The organism is Pseudomonas sp. D1-1, from assembly GCF_051132225.1.
GTDB lineage: Bacteria > Pseudomonadota > Gammaproteobacteria > Pseudomonadales > Pseudomonadaceae > Aquipseudomonas.
On the sequence record NZ_CP071676.1, the window covers coordinates 4,455,986 to 4,478,723 of the forward strand.

At 58.6% G+C, this 22,738-nt stretch carries 19 protein-coding genes; 9 read left to right on the top strand and 10 right to left on the bottom strand.

What is annotated here, in order from left to right:
• Nucleotides 1-168 precede the first annotated feature (168 nt).
• Nucleotides 169-5,184, top strand: coding sequence for a dermonecrotic toxin domain-containing protein (locus J3P86_RS19880; protein WP_434698689.1), 5,016 nt, complete (start codon nucleotides 169-171; stop codon nucleotides 5,182-5,184).
• Nucleotides 5,185-5,190: 6 nt separating this feature from the next.
• Here J3P86_RS19880 and J3P86_RS19885 read toward each other — a convergent pair whose 3' ends face one another.
• From J3P86_RS19885 to acs, 6 genes are all read right to left on the bottom strand, one after another.
• A complete protein-coding gene (locus J3P86_RS19885) occupies nucleotides 5,191-6,171 on the bottom strand; it encodes a GlxA family transcriptional regulator (RefSeq protein ID WP_305499333.1) in 981 nt (326 codons plus the stop codon).
• A 112-nt stretch (nucleotides 6,172-6,283) separates the two neighbouring features.
• Nucleotides 6,284-7,048: an ABC transporter ATP-binding protein gene (locus tag J3P86_RS19890; RefSeq protein WP_434572344.1), complete on the bottom strand. Its 765-nt coding sequence runs from the start codon at nucleotides 7,046-7,048 to the stop codon at nucleotides 6,284-6,286.
• Between the two features lie 56 nt (nucleotides 7,049-7,104).
• A complete protein-coding gene (locus J3P86_RS19895; protein ID WP_434572342.1) occupies nucleotides 7,105-7,803 on the bottom strand; it encodes an ABC transporter permease in 699 nt (232 codons plus the stop codon).
• Nucleotides 7,800-8,489: an ABC transporter permease gene (locus J3P86_RS19900; protein ID WP_434628947.1), complete on the bottom strand. Its 690-nt coding sequence runs from the start codon at nucleotides 8,487-8,489 to the stop codon at nucleotides 7,800-7,802. The genes J3P86_RS19895 and J3P86_RS19900 overlap by 4 nt, the downstream gene beginning before the upstream one ends.
• Before the next feature lie 90 nt (nucleotides 8,490-8,579).
• A complete protein-coding gene (locus J3P86_RS19905; RefSeq protein ID WP_305499327.1) occupies nucleotides 8,580-9,353 on the bottom strand; it encodes an ABC transporter substrate-binding protein in 774 nt (257 codons plus the stop codon).
• Between the two features lie 630 nt (nucleotides 9,354-9,983).
• Nucleotides 9,984-11,939, bottom strand: coding sequence for an acetate--CoA ligase (gene acs, locus J3P86_RS19910; RefSeq protein WP_434601607.1), 1,956 nt, complete (start codon nucleotides 11,937-11,939; stop codon nucleotides 9,984-9,986).
• A gap of 419 nt (nucleotides 11,940-12,358) precedes the next feature.
• On the opposite strand from acs, the gene J3P86_RS19915 reads away from it, so the two are divergent.
• The 5 genes from J3P86_RS19915 to J3P86_RS19935 all read left to right on the top strand — a co-directional run bounded on the left by J3P86_RS19915 (nucleotide 12,359) and on the right by J3P86_RS19935 (nucleotide 16,455).
• Nucleotides 12,359-12,622, top strand: a complete 264-nt coding sequence (locus J3P86_RS19915) for a DUF2790 domain-containing protein (protein WP_434698690.1) — start codon at nucleotides 12,359-12,361, stop codon at nucleotides 12,620-12,622.
• Between the two features lie 489 nt (nucleotides 12,623-13,111).
• Nucleotides 13,112-14,362 (top strand): ribonucleotide-diphosphate reductase subunit beta, encoded by a 1,251-nt coding sequence (locus J3P86_RS19920; protein ID WP_305499322.1) that lies wholly within the window; start codon nucleotides 13,112-13,114, stop codon nucleotides 14,360-14,362.
• 389 nt (nucleotides 14,363-14,751) lie between these two features.
• The gene (locus J3P86_RS19925; protein ID WP_434698691.1) at nucleotides 14,752-15,285 is read left to right on the top strand and encodes a BRO-N domain-containing protein; all 534 of its coding nucleotides are present in this window, start codon (nucleotides 14,752-14,754) and stop codon (nucleotides 15,283-15,285) included.
• Nucleotides 15,286-15,386: 101 nt separating this feature from the next.
• Nucleotides 15,387-16,100, top strand: coding sequence for an HNH endonuclease (locus J3P86_RS19930; RefSeq protein ID WP_434698692.1), 714 nt, complete (start codon nucleotides 15,387-15,389; stop codon nucleotides 16,098-16,100).
• 163 nt (nucleotides 16,101-16,263) lie between these two features.
• Nucleotides 16,264-16,455 carry a DNA-binding protein gene (locus J3P86_RS19935; protein ID WP_434698693.1) on the top strand — a complete coding sequence of 64 codons (192 nt, stop codon included), beginning with the start codon at nucleotides 16,264-16,266 and terminating at the stop codon, nucleotides 16,453-16,455.
• A 12-nt stretch (nucleotides 16,456-16,467) separates the two neighbouring features.
• On the opposite strand, the gene J3P86_RS19940 is transcribed toward J3P86_RS19935, so the two are convergent.
• Both J3P86_RS19940 and J3P86_RS19945 read right to left on the bottom strand, forming a co-directional pair.
• The gene (locus J3P86_RS19940; RefSeq protein WP_434628937.1) at nucleotides 16,468-16,872 is read right to left on the bottom strand and encodes a helix-turn-helix domain-containing protein; all 405 of its coding nucleotides are present in this window, start codon (nucleotides 16,870-16,872) and stop codon (nucleotides 16,468-16,470) included.
• Entirely contained in the window at nucleotides 16,869-18,185 is a 1,317-nt protein-coding gene (locus J3P86_RS19945; RefSeq protein ID WP_434698694.1) for a HipA domain-containing protein, read from the bottom strand. Before J3P86_RS19945 ends, J3P86_RS19940 begins: the two co-directional genes overlap by 4 nt.
• Before the next feature lie 343 nt (nucleotides 18,186-18,528).
• Between J3P86_RS19945 and J3P86_RS19950 the strand changes: the two genes are divergently transcribed.
• Nucleotides 18,529-19,521: a hypothetical protein gene (locus tag J3P86_RS19950; RefSeq protein WP_434698695.1), complete on the top strand. Its 993-nt coding sequence runs from the start codon at nucleotides 18,529-18,531 to the stop codon at nucleotides 19,519-19,521.
• Between the two features lie 45 nt (nucleotides 19,522-19,566).
• Here the strand turns inward: J3P86_RS19950 and J3P86_RS19955 are convergent, their stop codons facing one another.
• A complete protein-coding gene (locus tag J3P86_RS19955) occupies nucleotides 19,567-20,262 on the bottom strand; it encodes a DUF6933 domain-containing protein (RefSeq protein ID WP_434698696.1) in 696 nt (231 codons plus the stop codon).
• A gap of 301 nt (nucleotides 20,263-20,563) precedes the next feature.
• Here J3P86_RS19955 and J3P86_RS19960 point away from each other — a divergent pair, with 301 nt between their 5' ends.
• Nucleotides 20,564-20,881 carry a helix-turn-helix domain-containing protein gene (locus J3P86_RS19960; protein ID WP_434698697.1) on the top strand — a complete coding sequence of 106 codons (318 nt, stop codon included), beginning with the start codon at nucleotides 20,564-20,566 and terminating at the stop codon, nucleotides 20,879-20,881.
• 10 nt (nucleotides 20,882-20,891) lie between these two features.
• Here J3P86_RS19960 and J3P86_RS19965 read toward each other — a convergent pair whose 3' ends face one another.
• Complete coding sequence (locus J3P86_RS19965) at nucleotides 20,892-21,938, bottom strand: MBL fold metallo-hydrolase (RefSeq protein ID WP_434698698.1); 1,047 nt, start codon at nucleotides 21,936-21,938, stop codon at nucleotides 20,892-20,894.
• Between the two features lie 189 nt (nucleotides 21,939-22,127).
• Between J3P86_RS19965 and J3P86_RS19970 the strand changes: the two genes are divergently transcribed.
• Nucleotides 22,128-22,736 carry a TetR/AcrR family transcriptional regulator gene (locus J3P86_RS19970; protein ID WP_434572330.1) on the top strand — a complete coding sequence of 203 codons (609 nt, stop codon included), beginning with the start codon at nucleotides 22,128-22,130 and terminating at the stop codon, nucleotides 22,734-22,736.
• The last annotated feature ends 2 nt before the right edge of the window (nucleotides 22,737-22,738 follow it).

Consider the following 22,738-nt stretch of genomic DNA (forward strand, 5'->3'; position numbering starts at 1 on the left):
CCTGCTCGCGAAGCTCTTGAAACTGTGTACACCGCATCCACGCCGCGCCGCAGATTACGCAACACCGCGCGGCGTGCCATGCATTTCAGGCGCTATACATATGTAGTGCCTTTGGCTTGGGAAATTTTGTTCTGCTGGCGCCTTCACTGACTTTCGAAGGCCCCCCTAATGCACGAACTTAACACTACAGCCGACACCGGAACCCCGGTCAAATCCCACTATCAGCACGTGCTCGATGCCATCCCGTCCTGGGTGGGCAAGGCCCCCGCACAACAACAGACTGAGCTCAGGCAGGCCAAGCCGCTATTTGCTCCCTGGCTGCTCGGCGCACCCGCCTCCCGGCACGCGCAGATGAAGCGCTTGAATGCCGCCCAGTGGCGCGCACGCAATGGGCTCGAGGAGCGACTGCAAGCGCTGCAGGACATCAATGCCTTTGCCAAGCCGCTGCTTGAAGCCGCTATCAGGACTCAGTTCGGCTTGACGCTGGACGTCGAGAAAACCCAGTTATGGCTGTACGTACCACTGAATATTCCATGGCTGCCGATCCCCTCCGGTGGCGCGCGAACGTGGAAGGTTTCCTTGCTGGATGCTGCTTTGCACAACTTTGAACCGGACGAGGCAAAACCCGATGCCTACGAACCAGACTCGACCTATGTCGCCGAGACCACGAAGAGCTCGGAGGAAGGCGAGACGGGACGTTTCAAACCGCTGACGTCGATCAGGCAGCAGATGCCGATTCCGGCATTTATCCAGCTGTGTCGGGAACTGGATATCGGCGGCCAGTACCAGCGTCATCTTCAGCAACAACTGGGCATCGGCGACACCGTTGCAACCCGCGCACTGCAGCGCCAGGTCAGCGAAAGCCAGGAAGCGGCACTCAAGGCCGCCCTGCACCTGGCGCTGATGAAAAAAGACATCAGCGCGCAAAGCCACTCGCAGGTCCTCGGCCTGCTGGACGGTTTGCCAGGCATGCAGCTCGACGGCCAGCCACTGTGCAGCCATGACTTGAAGATCATGGACGTTGCGCTGACCGGCATAGTGCTGTTCGCCCCGGACTTCGAACAGGCGCAGCACACCGTGCCGTTGGTGGCTTATATTCCCGACGATCCCCAAGGCGCGATCAAGGAATACGCCTCTTCAACGCTGTTCAGCTCGGCGTTGACTCAAAGGCTGCGAGAAAAAGACTACCAGCAATTCTTCAGTCGCTTTGTCGGACACCAGGAACGCCCGTTGTTTTTCTTCGAGCTGAACCAGCGGCTGGCTTCCATCCAATGGCACCGACCGGCTCCCGGTGACTCCCGCCCACCATGGCGAGAAACCCCGGCCGATAAGCCCAACCTGCTGTTCAGCGCACAGTTGACCCCAGGCGACCTGATGCGGCACCTCTATCAAGGCAAGCTGAACAAAATCCTCAATGACGCGCGAACCATTGCCGTTTCCACTGCCAGCGCCGACCGCAACGCCCGCTGGAAACGCTGGGACGCCCTGTCCAGGATTGCCAGCGAACTGGTCAGTATCGCCGCGTTCATCGCCACGCCTTTTTTCCCGCCGCTGGGCGCCCTGATGCTCGGCTATGCCGCTTACCAACTGCTGGACGATACGTTCGAAGGAATTGTCGATTGGGCCGAAGGATTAAAACAGCAGGCTTTCGAGCACCTGATGAGCGTGATGGAAACTCTGGTCCAGCTGGGCGGCTTCGCCGTTGGCGTACCGATAGCCGAAGGTATGCTGCGCCAGGCACTGCCAAAGCAATTGTGGAGCTTCATCGACAACCTGATGCCGGTCACCCGCCCCGATGGCCAGCAACGCTTGTGGTACCCGGACCTGACACCCTATCACCAGGATATCGAACCGGTCAGCAGCGCCGGCCCCGATCAGCTTGGCCTGCATGAGCACCTCGGCCGAAAAATCCTGAAGCTAGACACGCAGCGCTTTGTCGTCAGGCAAGATGCCGGCGAAGGCATTTATCAGATCGAGCACCCGGCACGCGTGGATGCCTATGCTCCACAGCTCAGCCACAATGGCGCCGGCGCCTGGCGAACGGAGCTGGACCGCCCGTTGACCTGGGACGACACCACGCTCGTCCGCCGTCTAGGCCAGCAAACCGACGCATTCTCCGACGAACAACTCCAGCAGATGCTCACCGTCAGCGGCACTCACCCCGATGCGCTGCGCAAATTGCACGTCAACAACGAACCGCCACCGCCGCTGCTGGCCGATACGTTGGAGCGCTTCAAGGTCGCCCAGGATCTTCAACGTTTCGTTGACCTGATGGGCAGTGACGATCCGTTGCTCTATCGCCGCGCCGACGTGCAAACCCAAATACAGCTGTTGACCAGTTATGGGCTGCTGCCATCGACCCGGGGGCTGCGCTTTCTCGATAGCGCCGGAAAAGTCGCATGGAGTTTTCCGCCCGCCTCGCGCCTGCCCATGATCGACATCCCCGAAGCGCAGATGAACAATGGGGCGATGCTCGATACGATCATGCAGGGCTTGAGCGAACCGGAGATCAAGACGCTGCTGGACGAAGAACCCGGCCTCCCGCCCACCAGCCTCGGCGCCCGAACGGCCCGGTTGCGCCAGCAGATGGCAAAACTGGCCAATGACAAATGGGCCTCGTTATTCGAAACGCGCTACAGCGCGAAGCAGGTCCCCCCTGATCCCGCGGCTCGAAACCTGATGGACCGTTATCAGGGTCTGCCTCGCAGCGTCGCCGAAGAGCTGCTGCGCACCGCCACGGTCGAGGAATACAAGGGCATCGGCGCCAACCGTTTTTCGCCGCGCATCGATGAACTGGCGCGCTGGACCCTGCTGGAAACCCGCACCGTTCGCGCCTACGAAGGGCTGTATATCGACAACCTTGGCGGGGCCGACACTGACCGGCTGGTCCTGCATTCGTTGGATCGATTGCCCAACTGGTCCGCGGACGTACGCTTGGACATGCGCGCTTATTCCTTCAGGGGCACGATGCACGACAGCGTCGGAGCCCCCCAGGCAAAAATCGTCAGGACCCTGGTTCGCGGCGACGACAGACGCTATACCCCGTTTGATGATGCCGGTCTTGAGCTGCATGGCCCGACGGATATCTATCAAGGCGTGCTGCAGGCTTTGCCCGACGCACAACGCAACGCGCTGGACATCCACATCGGCCAAGGCGAGCGCCTGCGCCAGGCCATCGGCCGCTCCCCGCTGGACCGCGACAGCATGCGAGTACTGCTGGCCAGCGACCCAGTCCGCAAACCCCACTACGACAGCAGAATCATGCGCCTGCCCGGCGGCATGGATGGCTATCGGCCCGGCGCGCCGGCCAGTGGACCGAGCGCTTCACCAACGCCGGAGGAACGCGCGCAAGACCTGTTTCCGACGTTCAATGCCGAGCAGATCCGCAACCTGGTCAGGTCTCTGGAAAGCCGCCCTGGAGGTGCCAACTCGACCTTGGTGGCATTGCAACAATCCTACTCGGCACTGGAGGTGGATCTTTCCCGATGGGTGAGCGATACGCCGCAACCCGCCGCCGGGACGGGAGTCATCGTGAGCGCCAGCGACTACCAGGCAGCCAGACTCAACCGTCAGCGCTGGGCCGAGGAGATCAAGCGATGCCTGCGGCGGGAAACGGAGCTGGATGAGTTTCAAGGCAGCCATACCAGACCCAGCCACGTATTGGAACTGGAAGAACCGATGCCAGGTCCGTTGCCGCCCCTGAGGATGCGCTTCAGGCATGTGACCTATCTGCAATTGGCTGGCGACAGCACAACCGAGGGCCTCGTCGAATTCCTGCAGGCCTTTCCCAGCCTCCGGCATCTGGACATCGATGGGATACCGATCCGAACGCTACCGAAGCAGATCACCAGCCTGCCGGATCTGGGCGTACTGACGCTGAACAATTGCCGGATCACTCTGGATGCCAACACCCATGCCGCGCTTTCATCCATGACTCGGTTGCGTGTGCTGGACCTGTCCGATAATCCACTCGGGGGGGCCCCCGATGTAAGCAGGATGGCAGAGCTGCGGCAGTTGAAGCTCAGGAACACAGGTATCGATCAGGTGCCAACAGGGCTTGAAACTCGTCCGCACCTGACCACCGCGAGGCTCGAACGCAACCGCATCACCGACCTGCCCCCAGCGCTGTTCGAGTTGCCGGGCGAGGTCAGCAAGAAGATCGACCTCACCGGCAATCCCCTCTCCCGGGCGGCGCTCGACCGAGTGAAAGCCTACGCCCTGGAAAACGCCGAGCACATGAGTGTCGATGCCCCGCATGAATTGAGCCGACGGGTACAGGCGCTGTACCCGTCACTTAGCCGCAGGGACGCCAATCGATTCATTTTCAGCCTGCCGGGTACGCTCGATGAGGTCCCCGGAGGGCTGTCACGCCTGGAAAGCGAATTGGCCCAGCTCACAGCCGACCTCGAACGATGGCGGCAAGACGTGTTCCTGCCGGATCCGATCGCCCTGACACAAGAGCAGCTCAGGCGCAGTGCGCTCAAAGAGAAGCTTGTGGATTGCTGGCAACGCGACTTCTATCAAGACCCCGCCGAGCTTCCCGACAGGTTCGCGTTCGCCGGGAACATCCATGGCGCAATGCCCAGGCTCGATGCGCGATTCGAGCACATTACGACAGTCGACCTGCAAGGCGGCGTTGCCACGACCGGAGTGGATGGCCTGCTCCAGTGCTTTCCCAATCTTCAGACCGTGAACGTGGCCGATTTCAACCTGGGACAGCTGCCCGAATCGATATTCAACATGCCCCAGCTGACCGACCTCACCCTGCAAAACTGCAGGATTCGGCTGACACCTGCCGACGCAGGGCGTCTCGCCGGATTGACCGGGCTGGAAGATCTGGATTTGAGCGGCAACCCGCTGGGTACTACGCCAGAGGTCTGGCGCATGACCCGGTTGAAAACCTTATTGCTACCCGACTCGCAACTGACGCGGGTGCCAGAAGACGTTTTCAGCATGCCCACGCTGCTGACCCTCGACCTCAGCAATAACCTGATCACCGACCTGCCCGTCGATATCCTCGAAATGAGCGCCGAGACTGGTGAGGACTTCGAACTGGACGGCAACCCGTTCTCGGAACAGGGCCTGAGGCTTCTACGAATCCGCTATCAGCAAACCGGTAACGACATGGGCGTGGCCGCGGCCAGGCTGGATGCGCAAGGGAACCCGTTGCAGACACACCGCTAGCAAATCTCAGCCGCGCTCCGACGGCACCGACGACAATTCGAACGGGCTGCTGCTGCGCCGCTGGTTACGATCTTCCCGCGGCGTGGCGCCGAAGAAGTTGCGGTAGGCGCTGGAGAAATGCGGCCCGGAGGAGAAACCGCAGGACAGGCCGATCTGGATGATGGATTTACTGGTCTGCATCAGCATCTGCCGGGCCTTGTTCAGGCGCAGCTCCAGGTAGTACTGGCTGGGCACGCGGTTGAGGTATTGCTTGAAGATCCGCTCCAGCTGCCGACGGGACACGCACACATGCTGGGCGATTTCGTCGGTGGTCAGCGGCTCTTCGATGTTGGCCTCCATCAGCAACACCGCCTGGGTGAGCTTCGGATGACTGGAGCCGAGGCGGTTCTGCAACGGGATGCGCTGGCGCTCGCCGCCTTCGCGAATGCGCTCGACCACCAGTTCCTCCGAGACCGCACCGGCCAGCTCGGCGCCGTGATCGCGCGCCAGCACCGCCAACAACAGGTCGAGCACCGACATGCCGCCGCAGGCGCTCAGGCGATCGCGGTCCCAGTCGAACAAATGGCTGGTGGCGATAACCTTGGGAAAACGCTCCGAGAAATCGTCCTGCCAGCGCCAGTGCACGGCGGCCCGGTACCCATCAAGCAAGCCCAACTGGGCCAGCGGATAGACACCGGCGGACAAGCCGCCAATGACGCATCCGGCGCGCACCAGTTGCTTGAGCGCGCTGCTCAGCGGCGAGGCCAGCGACGTCGGCGGCTCGTCGGCCAGCAGGAACAGTTTCTGCAGGCCTTCGAGCTTGCCGGCCCAGGGTTCGCCCGGCAGCTGCCAGGCACCCTCGGCCGGCGGCTCGGCGTGCAAAAACGACAGCTCGTAGACCACGTCCGGATGCACTCGCTGCGCAACACGCAAGGCCTCCTCGGCCAGCGCCAGCGTCAACGCTTTAGTGCTGGGCCAAATCAGGAAACCTATTCGATGGGCAGTCATGGCGAGCGATCCGAAGCGAAAACAGTGTTAAAGCCAAAAGCGGCTGCAACCAAATTAGACCATCTGGCGCGCGGTGCGCAGCATGACCCAAATCAGGTGCGTACGGGAGCGATTACTTCAGGCTGCCCGACAGGAATTGTTGCAAGCGCTCCGATTGCGGATTGACCAGCACTTCGCGCGGGTTGCCGCTTTCTTCGACGATGCCTTTGTGCAGGAACACCAGTTGGTTCGACACCTCGCGGGCGAAGCCCATCTCGTGAGTCACCACCACCATGGTCCGGCCTTCCAGGGCCAGGGCCTGCATCACCTTGAGCACGTCGCCGACCAGCTCCGGGTCCAGCGCCGAGGTTGGCTCGTCGAACAGCATCACTTCAGGCTCCATCGCCAGCGCCCGGGCAATCGCCACGCGCTGTTGTTCGCCGCCGGACATGTGGCCCGGGTAGGCGTCCTTGCGATGCGCCACGCCGACCTTGTTCAGGTAATGCTCGGCCTTCTCCCGCGCCTCGGCCTTGGCCACGCCCAGTACGTGCACGGGCGCTTCGATGATGTTTTCCAGTGCGGTCATGTGCGACCACAGGTTGAAATGCTGGAACACCATCGACAACCGCGAACGCATGCGTTGCAGCTGCTTGGGATCCGAGGCCTTCATGGCGCCGTCCTTGCCCGCTACCAGCTTCAGCTCTTCGTTGTTGAGCAAAATCTTGCCGGCATGGGGTTGCTCAAGCAGGTTGATGCAACGCAGGAACGTGCTCTTGCCGGAGCCACTGGAGCCGATGATGCTGATCACATCACCGGCGGCGGCTTTCAGGGACACGCCCTTGAGCACTTCGTGACTGCCATAGCGTTTATGCAGGTCTTGGACTTCAAGCTTGTACATGCGGTCGGTTCTCACAAAACGTCAGTCGTTGAGCAGTCGATCGGATCGATGCGTTATCAGTGCTTGCGCGGGGCCAGGTAACCCAGCCAGCGGCGCTCGGCCAGTTTGAACAGGCGCACCAGGATGAAGGTCAGGCACAGGTAGAAAACGCCGGCCGTGATGTAGGCCTCGAACGGCAGGTAATACTGCGCGTTCACCGTGCGCGCGGCGCCGGTGATGTCGATCAGGGTGACGATGGACGCCAGGCTGGTGGTCTGCAGCATCATGATCACTTCGTTGCTGTATTGCGGCAGCGCCCGGCGCAACGCCGACGGCAGCAGGATTCGGCGGTACAGCTTGTAGCGCGACATGCCCATGGCCTTGGCCGCCTCGATCTCGCCGTTAGGCGTGGCTCGCAGGCTGCCGGCGATGATTTCGGCGGTGTAGGCGCTGGTGTTGATGGCGAACGCCAGGCACGCACAGAACGTCGCGCTGGACAGCCATGGCCAGAGGAAGCTCTCGCGCACCACCTGGAACTGCGCCAGCCCGTAGTAGATCAGGAACAGCTGCACCAGCATCGGCGTGCCGCGGATCACGTAGGTGTAGAGCCAGGCCGTCATGTTGACGATTGGCTGCTTCGACACCCGCATTAGCCCCAGGGGCAGCGCCGCCAACAGGCCGAAGAACAGCGACAGGGCCAGCAGCTTCAAGGTGGTCAGCAGGCCACTGAAGTACAGCGGCAAGGCTTCATAGATGACGTTGTAGTCGAAGATCATAGATCAGCCGCCCTTACGCCTACCGAGTAGCGCTTCTCAAGGTGACGCAATGCCAGCAACGAGACACTGGTGATCACCAGGTACATCGCCGCCACCGCGAGGAAGAAGGTGAAAGGCTCACGGGTGGCATCCGCCGCCTGCTTGGCCTTGAACATCATGTCTTGCAGGCCCACGACCGAAATCAGCGCGGTGGCCTTGGTCAGTACCAGCCAGTTGTTGGTGAAGCCCGGGATCGCCAGGCGAATCATCTGCGGCACCAGCACCCGGAAAAACACCTGGAAGCCGTTCATGCCATACGCCATGCCCGCCTCGGCCTGCCCCTTGGGGATCGCCATGAAGGCGCCGCGAAAGGTCTCGGACAGGTACGCACCGAAGATGAAACCCAGGGTGCCGATACCGGCCGCCAACGGGTTCAGGTCGATGTAGTCGTCATAGCCGAGCATCGGCGCAACGCGGTTGATCAAGTCCTGGCCGCCATAGAAGATCAGCAGGATCAGCACCAGGTCGGGAATGCCGCGGATGACCGTGGAATACAGGTCGCCCAGCCACGCCAGCCAACGCACCGGCGAGAGGCGCAACGCGACACCGATCAGCCCCAGGACAATGGCCAGGGCCATGGACGACAAGGCGAGCTGAAGCGTCAACCATGCGCCATCGAGGATGACAGCCCCGTAGCCTTTCAACATGATTCAGGTCCTCGAAAGTGGGATGAAAAAATGGCGCAAACCGCAGAGATTCTGTTGCTTGCGCCATTTCGCCGCAGTGGCGGGACGTGGTTACTTGCCGTAGATATCGAAGGCGAAGTATTTGTCCTGGATTTGCTTGTACTTGCCGTTCTCGCGAATGGCGGTGATCGCGCTGTTGATCTTGTCTTTCAGCGCATCGCCCTTGCGAACCGCGATACCGATGCCGTCGCCGAAGTATTTCTCGTCGGTGAAGGCCGGGCCGACGAAGGCGAAGCCCTTGCCCGCGTCAGTCTTCAGGAAGCCGTCATCCAGCAGCGTCGCGTCGGCCACGGTGCCATCGAGACGACCGGCGGAAACATCCAGGTAGATTTCGTTCTGCGAACCGTACGGCTTGATCTCGGCACCCAGCGGGGCCAGGACTTCACGGGCGAAACGCTCGTGGATCGAACCGCGCTGTACACCGATGTTCTTGCCCTTGAGTTCGGCCAGGCCGTCGCTCACCTGGGTACCGGCCTTCATCACCAGGCGGGCCGGGGTGTTGTAGTACTTGTTGGTGAAGTCAACGGACTTCTTGCGATCTTCAGTGATCGACATGGACGACAGGATCGCGTCGATCTTGCGTACCTTCAGCGCCGGGATCAGGCCGTCGAACTCCTGCTCGACCCACACGCACTTGACCTTCATCTCTTCGCACAGCGCATTGCCGATGTCGTAGTCGAAGCCGACGATGCTGCCATCCGGGGCTTTCGAGGCGAACGGAGGGTAAGCCGCTTCGATACCGATCTTCAGGGGTTTCTCATCGGCGAATGTCGGCAGGGACAGCACGGACAGTGCCAGGGCGCCAAGCAGCACAAGTTTCTTCATCTTGGGACTCCATCGGTAAAGGGCGAAAACGGCAGAGTGAGCAACAGCCCAATATGCGAATGGGTGAAACGAACTTGCGTCCTAGGAAGCTCACGATTTATTCAACGCGAGCCACGACGAGCGAGTGATCGGCATTCTAACGACAGGCCCGAAGCCGATATTTCTTCAATGCGACAACTAATTACAGAAGCACCGAGAAAGCTGTTCGAGCACATTGACAGCTCCGCAAATTCATGCAAGAGCAAAAGACAGGGAACCGATCCATGCTGCAAATAGCGGGCCCATTATTCGCAAACCCTTCTAATCCGGCAAGCACAGCGTGTCGGCTTGTTTTTCCATCGGCCCGAAACGGCCCTGAAACGGGGCTCTGCGTTTCACTTCGCCCCGTCGTGGCGCGTTCGGTTACACATTTCGAAACACCGGTAACGTTCAGACACCTCCTACTTTGAAGCCCGATATTTATTCAAACGCCTCCCGTGGCGAGAGGGAGCTTGCTCCCGCTGGGCTGCGCAGCGGCCCCAAAACAGGCGCAATAGTCATTCGAACCCCTCGCCACAAATTTCATCAGGCGCGCACAAAAAAGCCCCGCCCGGCAAACGCCAGGCGGGGCTTTTTGTGTGTTGCAGAGCGTCAGGCGACGTTCATGGTCTTGTGCGTCTCGATCAGGTGCGCCACCACACCTGGGTCGGCCAGAGTGGAGATATCGCCCAAACCGTCGTATTCCGCCGTGGCGATCTTGCGCAGGATGCGGCGCATGATCTTGCCCGAACGGGTTTTCGGCAGCCCCGGCGCCCACTGGATCACGTCCGGCGAAGCAATCGGGCCGATCTCCTTGCGCACCCAGTTCTTCAATTCCAGGCGCAGGGCTTCGCTGGTTTCTTCGCCGGCATTCAAGGTGACGTAGACATAGATGCCCTGCCCCTTGATGTCGTGCGGCACCCCCACCACCGCCGCCTCGGCGACTTTCGGGTGGGCGACCATGGCGCTTTCGATCTCGGCGGTGCCCATGCGGTGGCCGGAAACGTTGAGCACGTCGTCCACCCGACCGGTGATCCAGTAGTAGCCATCCTCATCGCGACGAGCGCCGTCACCGGTGAAGTACATGCCGCTGAAAGTCTTGAAGTAAGTGTCGACAAAACGGTCATGGTCGCCGTACAGCGTACGTGCCTGGCCCGGCCACGAATCGAGGATCACCAGGTTGCCTTCGGCGGCGCCTTCGATCAGGTTGCCGAGGTTGTCCACCAGCGCCGGCACCACACCAAAGAATGGACGCGTAGCCGAACCCGGCTTCAACGCTGTGGCGCCTGGCAGCGGGCTGATCAGCACGCCGCCGGTTTCGGTCTGCCACCAAGTGTCGACGATTGGGCAACGCTCCTTGCCGACGTTCTTGTAGTACCAGTCCCAGGCTTCCGGGTTGATCGGCTCGCCCACCGAACCCAGCAGGCGCAGGCTGCTGCCATCGGCACCTTCGACAGCGGCGGTGCCCGAGGCCATCATCGCGCGGATCGCGGTCGGCGCGGTGTAGAGAATATTGACCTTGTGCTTGTCGATCACCTTGGCCACCCGGGTGACGTCCGGGTAGTTCGGCACGCCTTCGAACAGCAGCGTGGTCGCGCCATTGGCCAACGGGCCGTAGACGATGTAGCTGTGGCCGGTAACCCAGCCGACGTCAGCGGTGCACCAGTAGATGTCACCGGGCTTGTAGTCGAACACGCGTTCATGGGTCAGCGCCGCGTACAGCAAGTAACCGGCGGTGGTGTGCTGCACGCCCTTGGGCTTGCCGGTGGAACCGGAGGTGTAGAGGATGAACAGCGCTTCCTCGGCGCCCATCTCCTTCGGCGCGCAAACGGTGCCAGCCACTTTCATCAAGTCTTCGTACCAGATGTCACGATGCTGGTTCCACTTGATGTTGCCCGACGTGCGCTTGCACACGATGACTTTCTGGATGCTGCTGGTTTCCGGGTTGGTCAGCGCGTCATCGACGTTGGCCTTGAGCGGGATCTTCTTGCCGGCACGGATGCCTTCGTCGGCGGTGATCACCACTTTCGATTTGCAGTCGATGATGCGGCCGGCCAGGGCTTCCGGCGAGAAGCCGCCGAACACCACCGAGTGGATTGCACCGATCCGGGTGCAGGCCAGCATGGCGACCACAGCCTCGGGAATCATCGGCATGTAGATAGTCACCACGTCGCCGCGGTGCACGTCCTGACCGCGCAGGGCGTTGGCGAACTTGCAGACTTCTTCATGCAGTTCGCGATAAGTGATGTTGCGGCTCTCGGACGGGTCGTCGCCCTCCCAGATGATCGCAACCTGATCGCCGCGCTCTTCCAGGTGACGGTCGAGGCAGTTGTAGGAAACGTTCAAGGTGCCATCGGCAAACCACTTGATGTCGACATGGTGATCATCGAACGAGGTCTGTTTAACCGTGGTGAAAGGCTTGATCCAGTCGAGGCGCTTGGCCTGCTCGCGCCAGAAGCCATCGGGGTTGACGACCGACTGCTGGTACATGGCCTTATAGGTCGCCTCGTCAGTCAGCGTACTGGCCGCAACCTCGGGACGAACGGGATACACAGAAGCCGCACTCATCTTTCTTACCTCGGTGACAATAGTTGTTTTTGTATGGTTCCGTTGTAGCTTGGGGCGGGCCTATAGAACCATTCGACGATGGTAGTAACAAGTCCCTACAAAATGTCGGTACTAACCTGCAAATCCACCTGAAGATATCTTCATGTGGGAGCGAGCCTGCTCGCGAAGGCGCCCTGTGAGCCAACATCAGTCCAACGGGTAATCAGCCGATTATTACCAGATCAACCAACAGTGTTTATCAAAACCAAGTCTGTTTACCCCTCCCCTCGCCTCCTAAAATCAACCCCGCCAACCGGCAAACCCGATTGACGCAACACAGCCCCCACGAAGGCCGTTGATCCAACTTCCAACACTTGCTCCACGCGCAGCCCCAAAAAGGCTGCGTGACCCCACTCGACCTCAAGAAAGGTGAAATACAGATGAAAGCTTTATGGGTTCTGGTCCTTGGCAGCCTTTGCGCCACCGCCATGGCGGATGAGGCCCCGACCGATGTCGCACCGCAGAAACCGGCGATCGAGGAATACACCTACTCCACCCACCTGGACATCGCCAAAGTCATTTCCATGAGCACCATCCCGAACGTCTGCGAAGTGGTCCCGGCGAAAATGGAATATGAAGATTCCAAAGGCGAGCGCCACATCATGCGCTACAGCGTCATGGGCACCGGCTGCTCCAACGGCTGATCACAACTGGCAGTTTCCATGGCCCGATTTCGATCGGGCCTGGTTGTGTCTGGAGCCACCAAAAACCGCCAGCAAACACAACATGTAGTGCAAAACGGCAAAAATCGATCACTTTCTGATCAAAAAAGCCCGCCATCCGATCCAGGCAAAAAAAATCTTCAACGGTCAAAGCCTTGTAAACCCTCGCTCCCATGCGGGTATGCCCCCCGCGACCTCTTCTGTGAGCTATTTCGCCGCACCACGTAGGCAAAAAAGTCCTTATAATGCCGCCTTAAACGGGCCTGCAATATCCCCTTACAGGGATCAAAGCCAACCTGAAGCCTGCGTAACGGCCGATCATGCCGATGCGTGCAAGCCGCTTCAGTACAACCCGTACATTTTTCTGTTTATTGCCTGCGTCAGCTGCTGCAACAAACGACTTTCCAAGATCCACCGCGGCCAGTAGGCCTTTCAATGGGCATCTGGCCCTCACGCAGGAGACGACACGTCATGCTGAGCTGGGACGAATTCGACAAAGAAGACGACGGCGAAGTCGCGGTAAAAGGCGCCAACGCCGGCCACGCTTCTGAAGCCAACATGGACCGCCTCGACAGCGCCGGCGGTGCCGCCGCGCTCGAAGCCCGCGCCGTGACGGCCAGCGACTCGGCCGCGATCATTCGCGCCAAGGCCGCCCTCGACAAACTCGACGTCGCCGAAGGCCTCGCCGAACTCGAAGGCGCCTCCGCCCGTGTCGCCGTCGATGAAAAGCGCATGATCAACTGCCGCGCCGACCTCAACCAGCTCGTGCCTTTCAAATACGACTGGGCCTGGCAGAAGTACCTGGACGGCTGCGCAAACCACTGGATGCCGCAAGAAGTCAACATGACCGCCGACATCGCCCTCTGGAAAAACCCGGAAGGCCTGACCGACGACGAACGCCGCATCGTCATGCGCAACCTGGGCTTCTTCTCCACCGCCGACTCCCTGGTTGCCAACAACCTGGTCCTGGCCGTGTACCGCCTGATCACCAACCCGGAGTGCCGCCAGTACATCCTGCGCCAGGCCTTCGAAGAGGCGATCCACACCCACGCCTACCAGTACTGCATCGAATCGCTGGCCATGGATGAAGGTGAAATCTTCAACATGTACCACGAGATCCCATCGGTCGCGAAAAAAGCCGCCTGGGGCCTGAAATACACCCGTTCGATCTCCGATCCGAAGTTCGAAACCGGCACCCCGGAAACCGACAAAGAGTTGCTGCGCAACCTGATCGCCTACTACTGCGTCCTGGAAGGCATCTTCTTCTATTGTGGCTTCACCCAGATCCTCTCCATGGGCCGCCGCAACAAAATGACCGGCGTCGCCGAGCAGTTCCAGTACATCCTGCGCGACGAATCCATGCACCTGAACTTCGGCATCGACGTGATCAACCAGATCAAGATCGAAAACCCACACTTGTGGGACGCCGAAATGAAGGAAGAAGCAACCCAGATGATCCTGCAAGGGACCCAACTGGAAATCGAATACGCCCGCGACACCATGCCTCGCGGCGTACTGGGCATGAACGCGGCGATGATGGAGGACTACCTCAAGTTCATCGCCAACCGCCGCCTGTCGCAGATTGGCCTGAAGGAAGAGTACCCAGGGACGACCAACCCGTTCCCTTGGATGAGCGAGATCATGGACTTGAAGAAAGAGAAGAATTTCTTTGAGACTCGGGTGATTGAGTATCAGACGGGTGGGGCTTTGAGCTGGGATTGATTTTTAGACCCCGTTGCACCATCAGCATTTAATTAAAAGCCCCGTGAAAACGGGGTTTTTAGTTTTCTACGGGAGCAAAACTGCGTTTAGCTCTGAGACTGTAACGCTGTCTTTGCCCTACGCAAAACTCAGAATCGTTCCGTATTGACGCCGTATCGCCTCGTTACCTATCTTAGTCGCAGGTGCCTAAGAAACGCCCAACGTAGTAGCTAATCGCCGAACATAGAACCGCATACTGTCTAAGGACGTTGCAATTCTGTGGGAAGAAAAGCTAGTTGGGATTTTTCTTAGATCCTCTACGTCGGGTTTGCGCCGCTAACCTTCTAACGTAGAGGTGGTCATGCCCATAAAAACACAGCTCTGCTCTCCGTATACCTCGGAGACACATCATGTCTGATGCTTACATTCCGGCGGTTTTCATCCGTCATAGCCTCCATCTTCATGCCCTGCTTTTGGAGAACCAACCTTGGTTCTGCGCTCGCGACCTCGGACGGTTAATGGGCGTGCATCTGAGCGACCGCATGGTCAGCAAATTGGATGAGGACCAGCGACACGCCCTGCTGATTCGTTACCACGGCCATCCTGAAAAGCGGCTAATGCTCAGCGAGTCCGGCGCGTATGCCCTACTGGTTTATCACTACGCGCCAGGGAATCGCTTGCTGCGTGAATGGCTAACGCATCAAGTCGTACCGGCCCTGCGTGACGCCCAGGCATCAAGCGATACCGAGCGGCCGATGCTGAGTGTTCTGGACTGGCCGGAGATGTCCTTGAGCATGTTGCATTGGCAAAACGACGGCTGGATTCGACTTCGGGACATGCCGTATTTGTTGCTCAATCGGACTCGGGGGCGGTCAGTTACAGCTAAACCTTGGTGGCGTCGGCTGGTGGAGGTATTTCACGTATCCGGACAATCGACGCCGTAGAAACAGCAAGACGAAAGCGCGGCTTTTTCTGTAGGAATTTTCGTAGACAACCGTAATGGCCACTCAGTATCGTCCGAGGGTTTTCAACCCTCGGCGACTGTATGGATACCTCAAAGGAAAAAAGTAACTGGAGCGACGAAGAGCTCGAGGCTTCGGTTGATGCGTACTTGAAGATGCTGGACCGCGAGTTAAACGGCCAGAGCTTCAAGAAGTCGGTGGAAAACCAGCTTTTACGCGACGGGCCGCTGAGCAAGCGTAGCCCTGCGTCGATTGAATATCGCATGCAAAACATCTCTGCGGTGCTCGATCAAATGGAGTTGCGCCGAATCAGCGGCTATATGCCTGCCAAGAATATTGGTGCGGGTGTGGCTCAGCGAATCCGCAAGGTGCTTGCCAATAAGATGCTGCCTGGGACGGCCGAGTCTGCTCCAACTGCTGATTTTAAGACGTTGATCCGCCGGGCCACCAAGTTGCAAAAGAATGGGCTCAAGATCGCACCGTTAGGTAACCCGAACCCGCAACAAGTCAGTACGACCACGACGTCTTACGTTCGGGATCCCAAAATCCGGGCATGGGTTGCTGAGTTGGCTAAAGGTGTTTGCGAAGGTTGCGGTCAGAACGCACCGTTCAAGGTGGATGGTTTACCGTTTCTTGAAGTGCATCATGTGAAGCATCTGGCTCAGAACGGGTCGGACAGCATTACTAACGCGGTTGCGCTATGCCCGAATTGCCATCGGCGTTGTCATCTTGCTAGTGATAGAGAGGCATTTACTTTGTCGCTGTATAAGAAGGTTGATCGTTTGGTCGTTGAGTGAGAAAACGCTCAGTTGGGTTGGGGCTGCTAGGCAGCCCAGCGGGAGCAAGCTCCCTCACCACGGGTACTGGCGTTAAGGCGACAGGCAAGCATGATCCATGATTTTTAGAGCATCAGCGTCAGTCCAGCTTATGTTGGATTAGAACAATCCAAGCAGACACGTAATGACGAAAAAAAAAAGAAGTGAGGCCTTCGAGTCGATTCACAGCTCGGCCGAAGCGCTGCTGAAAATCGGCGCTATGGACATGGCCACTATGCGGGAGTTCGATGAGGACTGCATAGCCGAGGTGTCTGCTGAAATCCTAGAGCAAGAAGACTCGTCTGAACTCAGAGCTGGCCACCCTCAAAACCAGTGAAGATTTCTCCACCTACTCGGTCACGCCCTTGTCGCCATCCTTGGCCTTCGTACCGAGCTGTGCTGCGGTTTTGCGTTTAGGATTGGCACCGCGAACGGGCATTGGGGAAGTCGTTTTTTGCGGCTTGGGCGGCGGCGTGTAAAGGGTCGTGGCAGACTTCGTCAATCCCAGGCGCAGCCCGAATTTCCTCAAGATAGCTTCGATGGTGCTAATGGTTGGATTACCCTTGTCCTTCTCGATCTGGTACAGGGCCTTGGTCGACATCTTGCACATGGCTGCAAAGGTTTCCTGATCCAGGCCAGTCACCTCAAGCCGTAGCCGGCGAATAGCGGTTCCCAGGGTTTCGATCCCCGTCACATGCTGCATGACGATGTTGTCAATGAGCTCCCTGCGCCGTTCGTTGGTGTTCTCTTTCATCGCAGCCCCCATGCAACCAGGCGCTTATCCAAATTGTTCAGCGGAATAGACTGAGCGAGCCTCACTTCATCAGGAAGATCGACCAGCAGATCCGGTAACGCTCTGAATGTCTCGGCGGCTCCGAGCAGACGCTCAAAGAGCACGTCAGGGCTGACCAAGTCTTGGAAGCCACTGCAGATCACTTCCCAGTTTGGACTTCCCATATGCTCGGCCTTCCATTTGGTTACCCGAGTGACGCCTTCCGGATCGAGAACCATCGGTGCAAGATCATAGATCGGCGCCAGTTCGAATTTGTCCCGATACCTGAAGATGGCCGTGTTGCGCCCATGGTTGTCCGAATTCCCCAGGATACGATTCAACAGATCACGGCGGAGGTATTCAAATAACAGTTCCTCAAGCTCACCTTCCTGCCCATTCGTACGCCACAGGTGGATCAGTCGGCTGAGCACATCCTCATGATTCATTCTCGAACCAGGCTCAGTGTTCTCACACACTGAATAAATCGACTCGATCGGAATCCTCTCTACCACCCCGTTGGCGACTCGCCGATCAAAGCGTGGCATCCACAGGCTTGGCTTATCGGCTTCCTCAAGTACCAGTTCATTTGTAGATATGGTGCTCAAACCGAGTTGGGAGATCGCTTTGTAGTAGTGGTACTCGGCCCTAAGGATGTTCTTGTCGCGCTCAGTAGCTTGGTTGCGAGCAAATTTCACCAGCCAATGGCGACGCGCAAGCTCATCAGAAAGCATCGCGTCGGCATAAAGAGCGCCATTCTCATCCTCGACCATAATCAGCTTCGGAGCTTCCCCCTGAGCCCCCGTAGCACCGCCTAACGCAGCACCAGACTCATAGGCGTATTCGAGAAAATCATTGGTTCGGCTTACGACTTCTTTGCGCGCAAAGGCCTCCTTTCGAGTTTGATCGATATGCTCAAAAGACTCCTTCACCCGTAAATGTCCAATGGGTGAAGGCGTGCAGCGACTCAGGAGGAAAAAGCTCATGTCCATGCCGTCAGGCTTATCCCCACCGAATCGTTTTTGCATAGATTTACGAGCAGCACCGGCCGGTATGATGTCGTAGACAAATGGCGGATAGCCTTTGCTATCGATAGCGTCCCAGCTCAGCGGAAGGTTTACGCTGATGGCGGGTTCAAACGCCGTATCCAGCCTATGGATGAAATGGAGCAAATAATGCTGGTCATAAGCTACGCTGCATCGCGACTCTTCAACCTTCTGAGCGTTCGACACAGTGAAGACCACAGCATCGTGCCACCGGCCGTCAACGTAAGTCTGGATCGTAAGGTGCTCTGACATTTCCATCAACCGGAACTATGATGCCGGTTAGTCTCGTTCAAATTCCATATACCAGCAATATAATTCCGATTACCGGCAGGGCTCTACGTACAATCGGTATTATGATGCCGGCTCCGCTTACCCCTGGACTGCAGAACGAGGGCCGCTCCGCAGCCCAGCGGGAGCAAGCTCCCTCGCCACGGGTTTCGGGTCATCGGCGGATGGCAGGCTTGATGACCGGGTTCGGGATAGGGCATCGCGAGCAGGCTCGCTCCCACAGAGTTTTGTGGTGCGTTGAAACTTTGGGTGCAGCCCCCCGCGTCCTTCGGTATTAATACACTTCCTCTCACGGACCCGAGCCTCGATGAAATTCGACACTGCCTACTGCCTCAGCCTCGATGCCAAGCTTTCGATCTATGACGTTCGGGATCTTAATTTCGACGAGACCATGGCATTCGATTCGGCCAAGGAGCGCTTTCAGTGCCCCAACGATGTGTGTCGGGCGGGGTTTGATGAGGAGAATCGGCTGACGACGTTCAATGCCAAGAACGTCAATTACATCCGCACGCCACATTTCAAGAATCAGCCAACTACCCGGCATATCGAGGGTTGCCCGTATGTCAGTCCGAAGACGCCGGGGCTGGGTCTGGAGAGTGGCGAGGCAGAAACGGATGACGGCCGTGAAGAGCATTTCCCGTCGGAGCTGTTGCTGACTCGGCGTGAGTACATTCGCAAGCCGCCGGATCAGCCGAAGGATGTTGATACGACTCGGCCCACGTCGAACCTCCCATCGTCCCACGGCGACAACGCCCATTCCGCCCAAGACTCGACGCCCGACAAGACCAGCGTTTTCGCCCATCCGGTGGAATGTTTCGTCTCGAATTTCGACAACAAGGATCTGCTCAAGCGCATGCCGCTGAAGATTGGCGAGCACACCGCGCCTTACAGTTCCTTTTTCAAGAAGATCGACTTTTTACTGGATAACAAGGGACTGATCTACTGGGGCAAGATCAAGCAGATCAAGGATTACACACAAAGCTTTCGCATCGATTTCGAAGCGAAGGTCTGGTTCAAACAGCCGGACGAGGCGAAGAAGAAGCCTTACTCGGTCAACGTCTACCTGAGCAAGAAGCTGATCGATAACTACCGCAAGCGCAAGGCGTTCCTGGAAGAGATCAAACACGCCATCGACAGTGACGCGCCGTTGTATTGCTTCTTTTATGGCGTGACGCCGGAGTTGCAGCAGGTGCCGAGCAAGAAGAACCCCGAGCAGACGTTCGGGGTGTTCAGTGCCAATATCGAGAACCTGGATCACTTCATTATTCGGGAGGCGCCCGGACTGACTGAGTCGCTTTAAAAAAGCCAGGGCCTTGATTCGGGCAGCAAATTCCCGACCTTCAGTTCATTGCGTTTCCCGGGCAAGTTCGCGTCCGTACGCCCAGATCTCCTGTTTCACTTCAATGTGCCGCTCATGTGCTGCCTGGGCCGCTGATTCATCCAGGCCGCCATAACGTCGTAACCAGTGAACAATCATCTCTTCATCCGGGTACTGATAGCCCTTGTATTCCTTACTGCCTCTGGGGACGTCGTTCATGCTGCCATCAAAGCGGCCTGCAGAGACCTCATTAGAGGGTAACGTGCCCCATTCAGCGGCGCAGTCCTCGAACGTCCAGGAAATCTCGTTGATGTGCTTTTGCGCACCGCGATGACCGCGCCTGTAAAAAACGTATTCGCGACAGCTCTCCTGGAAACGCTCCATCATCAGTTCGTCGTCAACCCAGTCAAGAAGATCGTGCAGCCCCGCCTGACGCATCAGGCCTTCTATCCATCGTTCGGAAAACCGCCGGATAAAACCTTCGATGTCAGCCTTTTTAGCATCGGCGAAAATCATGCAGTAGCGGGTTCGTACGTGGATGACGAACAACACGTGTTTTCGTTGCACAGTGATCGCGTGAACCAGCCATTGTTCGTCGAGTTCACCCAGCTCATCGTCCTCGATAACAGGCGATGGTGGTTTTTCCACCGGGGTGATTTTCTTGCCTTTGCTCAAGCGGCTGAAAAAGTTGCCCGCCGCTTCGGTGCAGTTGAAGATCAACATTTGGGCTCTCGGAAAATGCTGGAAATACTAGGCGTCTTCGGCCCATTCAATCTCGAAGGGTTGGCGATAAGCATCAGAAATCCTCTCACGTAACTCCTCGCTCAGAACCGCCAATTCCTGATCGCTCAGCAAATCATATGCAACCAGCAATCTCAAAGAGTTTCGTCGGGTACTAGGTCACGCACCGAGCATCTGGCCGGAAACGACCGCTGGTCATTGATCAAGAAAATGAGATTGAAGCGGGATCAAAACAACTGTACAAAAACACAGTATCTTTGAATCCACAGCTTTGGAGCACGCCATGGCCTCTCTCGCAATCAAGACCACCCTGGAACGCATCGCCGTCTATCAATTCACCCCTGCCCACAGCGCACAGGCCCGAGCCATGCTGGGGTGGAGTGTCGAAGAGCTGTCCCATGAATCCGGGGTCTCGGTCCAGGCCATACGACGTTTCGAGGCGGGCGGCGAGTTGCTCGATGTCACTCGGCTGGCCCTGGCGTTTCGATTCGAGGCCGAAGGCCTGGTGTTTTTCCCCGGCTTCACTCCTGGGCGCGGCATGAATATCAAGGGCGCGACGCCCAACCCGATGGAGCGGGCGGATTACGCCATGATCGAGTAGCGGCCTGCTCTCACGCCACGCCGGTCTGGTTCTGATAAACCGAGGGCTCCACGTCCAGCCACCAGGCGCGACCCCGTTGCGGTTGCGCCAGGTTGAAGGCCTCGCCCATTTGTGGCGTGGTGATGCTGACGTTGCGCTCCCAGGCCAGGGCCAGAATGCGATCGAAGGGTTCATACCAGGCGTGCATCGCCAGGTCGAACGTGCCGTTGTGGATCGGCAGCAGCCAGCGGCCCTTCAGGTCGATATGTGCTTGCAGGGTCTGCTCCGGCTGCATGTGGACGTGGGGCCAGTCGACGTTATAGGCGCCGGTTTCCATCAGCGTCAGGTCAAAGGGGCCGTATTGCTCGCCGATGCGTTTGAAACCGTCGAAGTAACCGGTGTCGCCACTGAAGAAGATTCGCGTGGCGCCGTCGATCATGACCCAGGACGACCATAAGGTGCTGTTGCTGTCGAACAGGCCACGTCCGGAAAAGTGCTGGGATGGCGTAGCGATGAACTCGATATCGTCCACCTCGGTGCCTTGCCACCAATCCAGCTGACGCACCTTGCTGGCATCGACGCCCCATTTGATCAGGGTGTCGCCGACGCCAAGAGGCGCCAGGAAGTGGCGAGTCTTGGCCGCCAGCTTGAGGATGGCCTGATAATCGAGGTGGTCGTAATGATCGTGGGACAGGATCACCGCTTCGATCGGCGGCAATTCTTCCAGGCTGATGGGCGGCTGATGAAAACGCTTCGGACCGGCCCACTGCACGGGTGAGGCACGCTCGGCGAACACCGGATCGGTCAGCCAGAACTTGTCTCGCAGCTTGAGCAGCACCGTGGAATGGCCGAGGCGGAAGACGCTGTGGTTCGGTGCGGCCAGCAGAGCGTCCCGGGTCAGCGGCTTGACCTCGATGGTGCCTGCGGGCCGTGTGGTTCGCGGCTTGTGAAAAATCATGTTCCAGATGACGCGCAGGGTCGTACCGAATCCTTCGCGCGGAGTGAAGGCATGATTGCGAAACTTGCCTTGCTCATGCCGTGATGAGGGGTTGTCGGTGCGAAACGAGGGAGTGGTCATGGTGCGATAACTCCAAGGGCGTCAACGCAGATGCGCTTCGCCGTCGTGGGACGCTGGATGGCCGCTGCATACACGCTCAGCCGTTTGGCAAATAAATTACACCGCACGGTGTAGTTTCTAGATTGCATGAATCCCGGGAGCAAGTAAACTGCCGAGTGTAAGTTCTCCCTTTCCAGCCGACGAGTGCCCATGACCGTACCGCAACGCCTTACCGAGCGAAAACGCGAAGCTATTCTCCAGGCCGCGATTGCCGAATTCCGCAGCAGCGGCTTCGAGATCACCAGCATGGACAAGATCGCGGCGACCGCGGGGGTGTCCAAGCGCACGGTGTATAACCACTTCCCGAGCAAGGAAGAGCTGTTCGCCGAGATTCTCAATCGGTTGTGGAACAGCATCACGGCGGAACAGCTCACGCCCTACAATTCGCAAACACCACTGCGCGATCAGCTGCGAACGCTGCTCCAAGCCAAACTGCAGATGCTGGCCGACGAGAATTTCCTCGACCTGGCGCGCATCGCCATCGCCGCCACGATTCATTCCCCCGAGCGGGCCCAGGACATGGTTGCGCGCATGGGCGAGCGTGAAGAAGGCCTGACCGTCTGGGTTCGCATGGCCCAGGCCGATGGCCGGCTGAAACCCGTCGACCCGGCATTTGCGGCCCAGCAGATGCACGGGCTGATCAAGACGTTCGCTTTCTGGCCGCAGATCTCCATGGGCCAACCAAGCCTGGCGCCCCATGAACAGGCGCAGGTGATCGAATCGGCACTGGACATGTTCCTCGCCTGCTACCAGCGCTGAAC

Bases quoted from the DNA above. Each gene is read 5' to 3' on its own strand.
- J3P86_RS19925 (WP_434698691.1), top strand. From the start codon at position 14,752: ATGTCTGATGCTTACATTCCGGCGGTTTTCATCCGTCATAGCCTCCAT.
- J3P86_RS19885 (WP_305499333.1), bottom strand. From the start codon at position 6,171: ATGACTGCCCATCGAATAGGTTTCCTGATTTGGCCCAGCACTAAAGCG.
- J3P86_RS19955 (WP_434698696.1), bottom strand. From the start codon at position 20,262: ATGTTGATCTTCAACTGCACCGAAGCGGCGGGCAACTTTTTCAGCCGC.
- J3P86_RS19965 (WP_434698698.1), bottom strand. From the start codon at position 21,938: ATGACCACTCCCTCGTTTCGCACCGACAACCCCTCATCACGGCATGAG.
- J3P86_RS19905 (WP_305499327.1), bottom strand. From the start codon at position 9,353: ATGAAGAAACTTGTGCTGCTTGGCGCCCTGGCACTGTCCGTGCTGTCC.
- J3P86_RS19930 (WP_434698692.1), top strand. From the start codon at position 15,387: ATGGATACCTCAAAGGAAAAAAGTAACTGGAGCGACGAAGAGCTCGAG.
- J3P86_RS19970 (WP_434572330.1), top strand. From the start codon at position 22,128: ATGACCGTACCGCAACGCCTTACCGAGCGAAAACGCGAAGCTATTCTC.
- J3P86_RS19960 (WP_434698697.1), top strand. From the start codon at position 20,564: ATGGCCTCTCTCGCAATCAAGACCACCCTGGAACGCATCGCCGTCTAT.
- J3P86_RS19900 (WP_434628947.1), bottom strand. From the start codon at position 8,489: ATGTTGAAAGGCTACGGGGCTGTCATCCTCGATGGCGCATGGTTGACG.
- J3P86_RS19945 (WP_434698694.1), bottom strand. From the start codon at position 18,185: ATGTCAGAGCACCTTACGATCCAGACTTACGTTGACGGCCGGTGGCAC.
- acs (WP_434601607.1), bottom strand. From the start codon at position 11,939: ATGAGTGCGGCTTCTGTGTATCCCGTTCGTCCCGAGGTTGCGGCCAGT.
- J3P86_RS19915 (WP_434698690.1), top strand. From the start codon at position 12,359: ATGAAAGCTTTATGGGTTCTGGTCCTTGGCAGCCTTTGCGCCACCGCC.
- J3P86_RS19895 (WP_434572342.1), bottom strand. From the start codon at position 7,803: ATGATCTTCGACTACAACGTCATCTATGAAGCCTTGCCGCTGTACTTC.
- J3P86_RS19950 (WP_434698695.1), top strand. From the start codon at position 18,529: ATGAAATTCGACACTGCCTACTGCCTCAGCCTCGATGCCAAGCTTTCG.
- J3P86_RS19940 (WP_434628937.1), bottom strand. From the start codon at position 16,872: ATGAAAGAGAACACCAACGAACGGCGCAGGGAGCTCATTGACAACATC.
- J3P86_RS19890 (WP_434572344.1), bottom strand. From the start codon at position 7,048: ATGTACAAGCTTGAAGTCCAAGACCTGCATAAACGCTATGGCAGTCAC.
- J3P86_RS19935 (WP_434698693.1), top strand. From the start codon at position 16,264: ATGACGAAAAAAAAAAGAAGTGAGGCCTTCGAGTCGATTCACAGCTCG.
- J3P86_RS19880 (WP_434698689.1), top strand. From the start codon at position 169: ATGCACGAACTTAACACTACAGCCGACACCGGAACCCCGGTCAAATCC.
- J3P86_RS19920 (WP_305499322.1), top strand. From the start codon at position 13,112: ATGCTGAGCTGGGACGAATTCGACAAAGAAGACGACGGCGAAGTCGCG.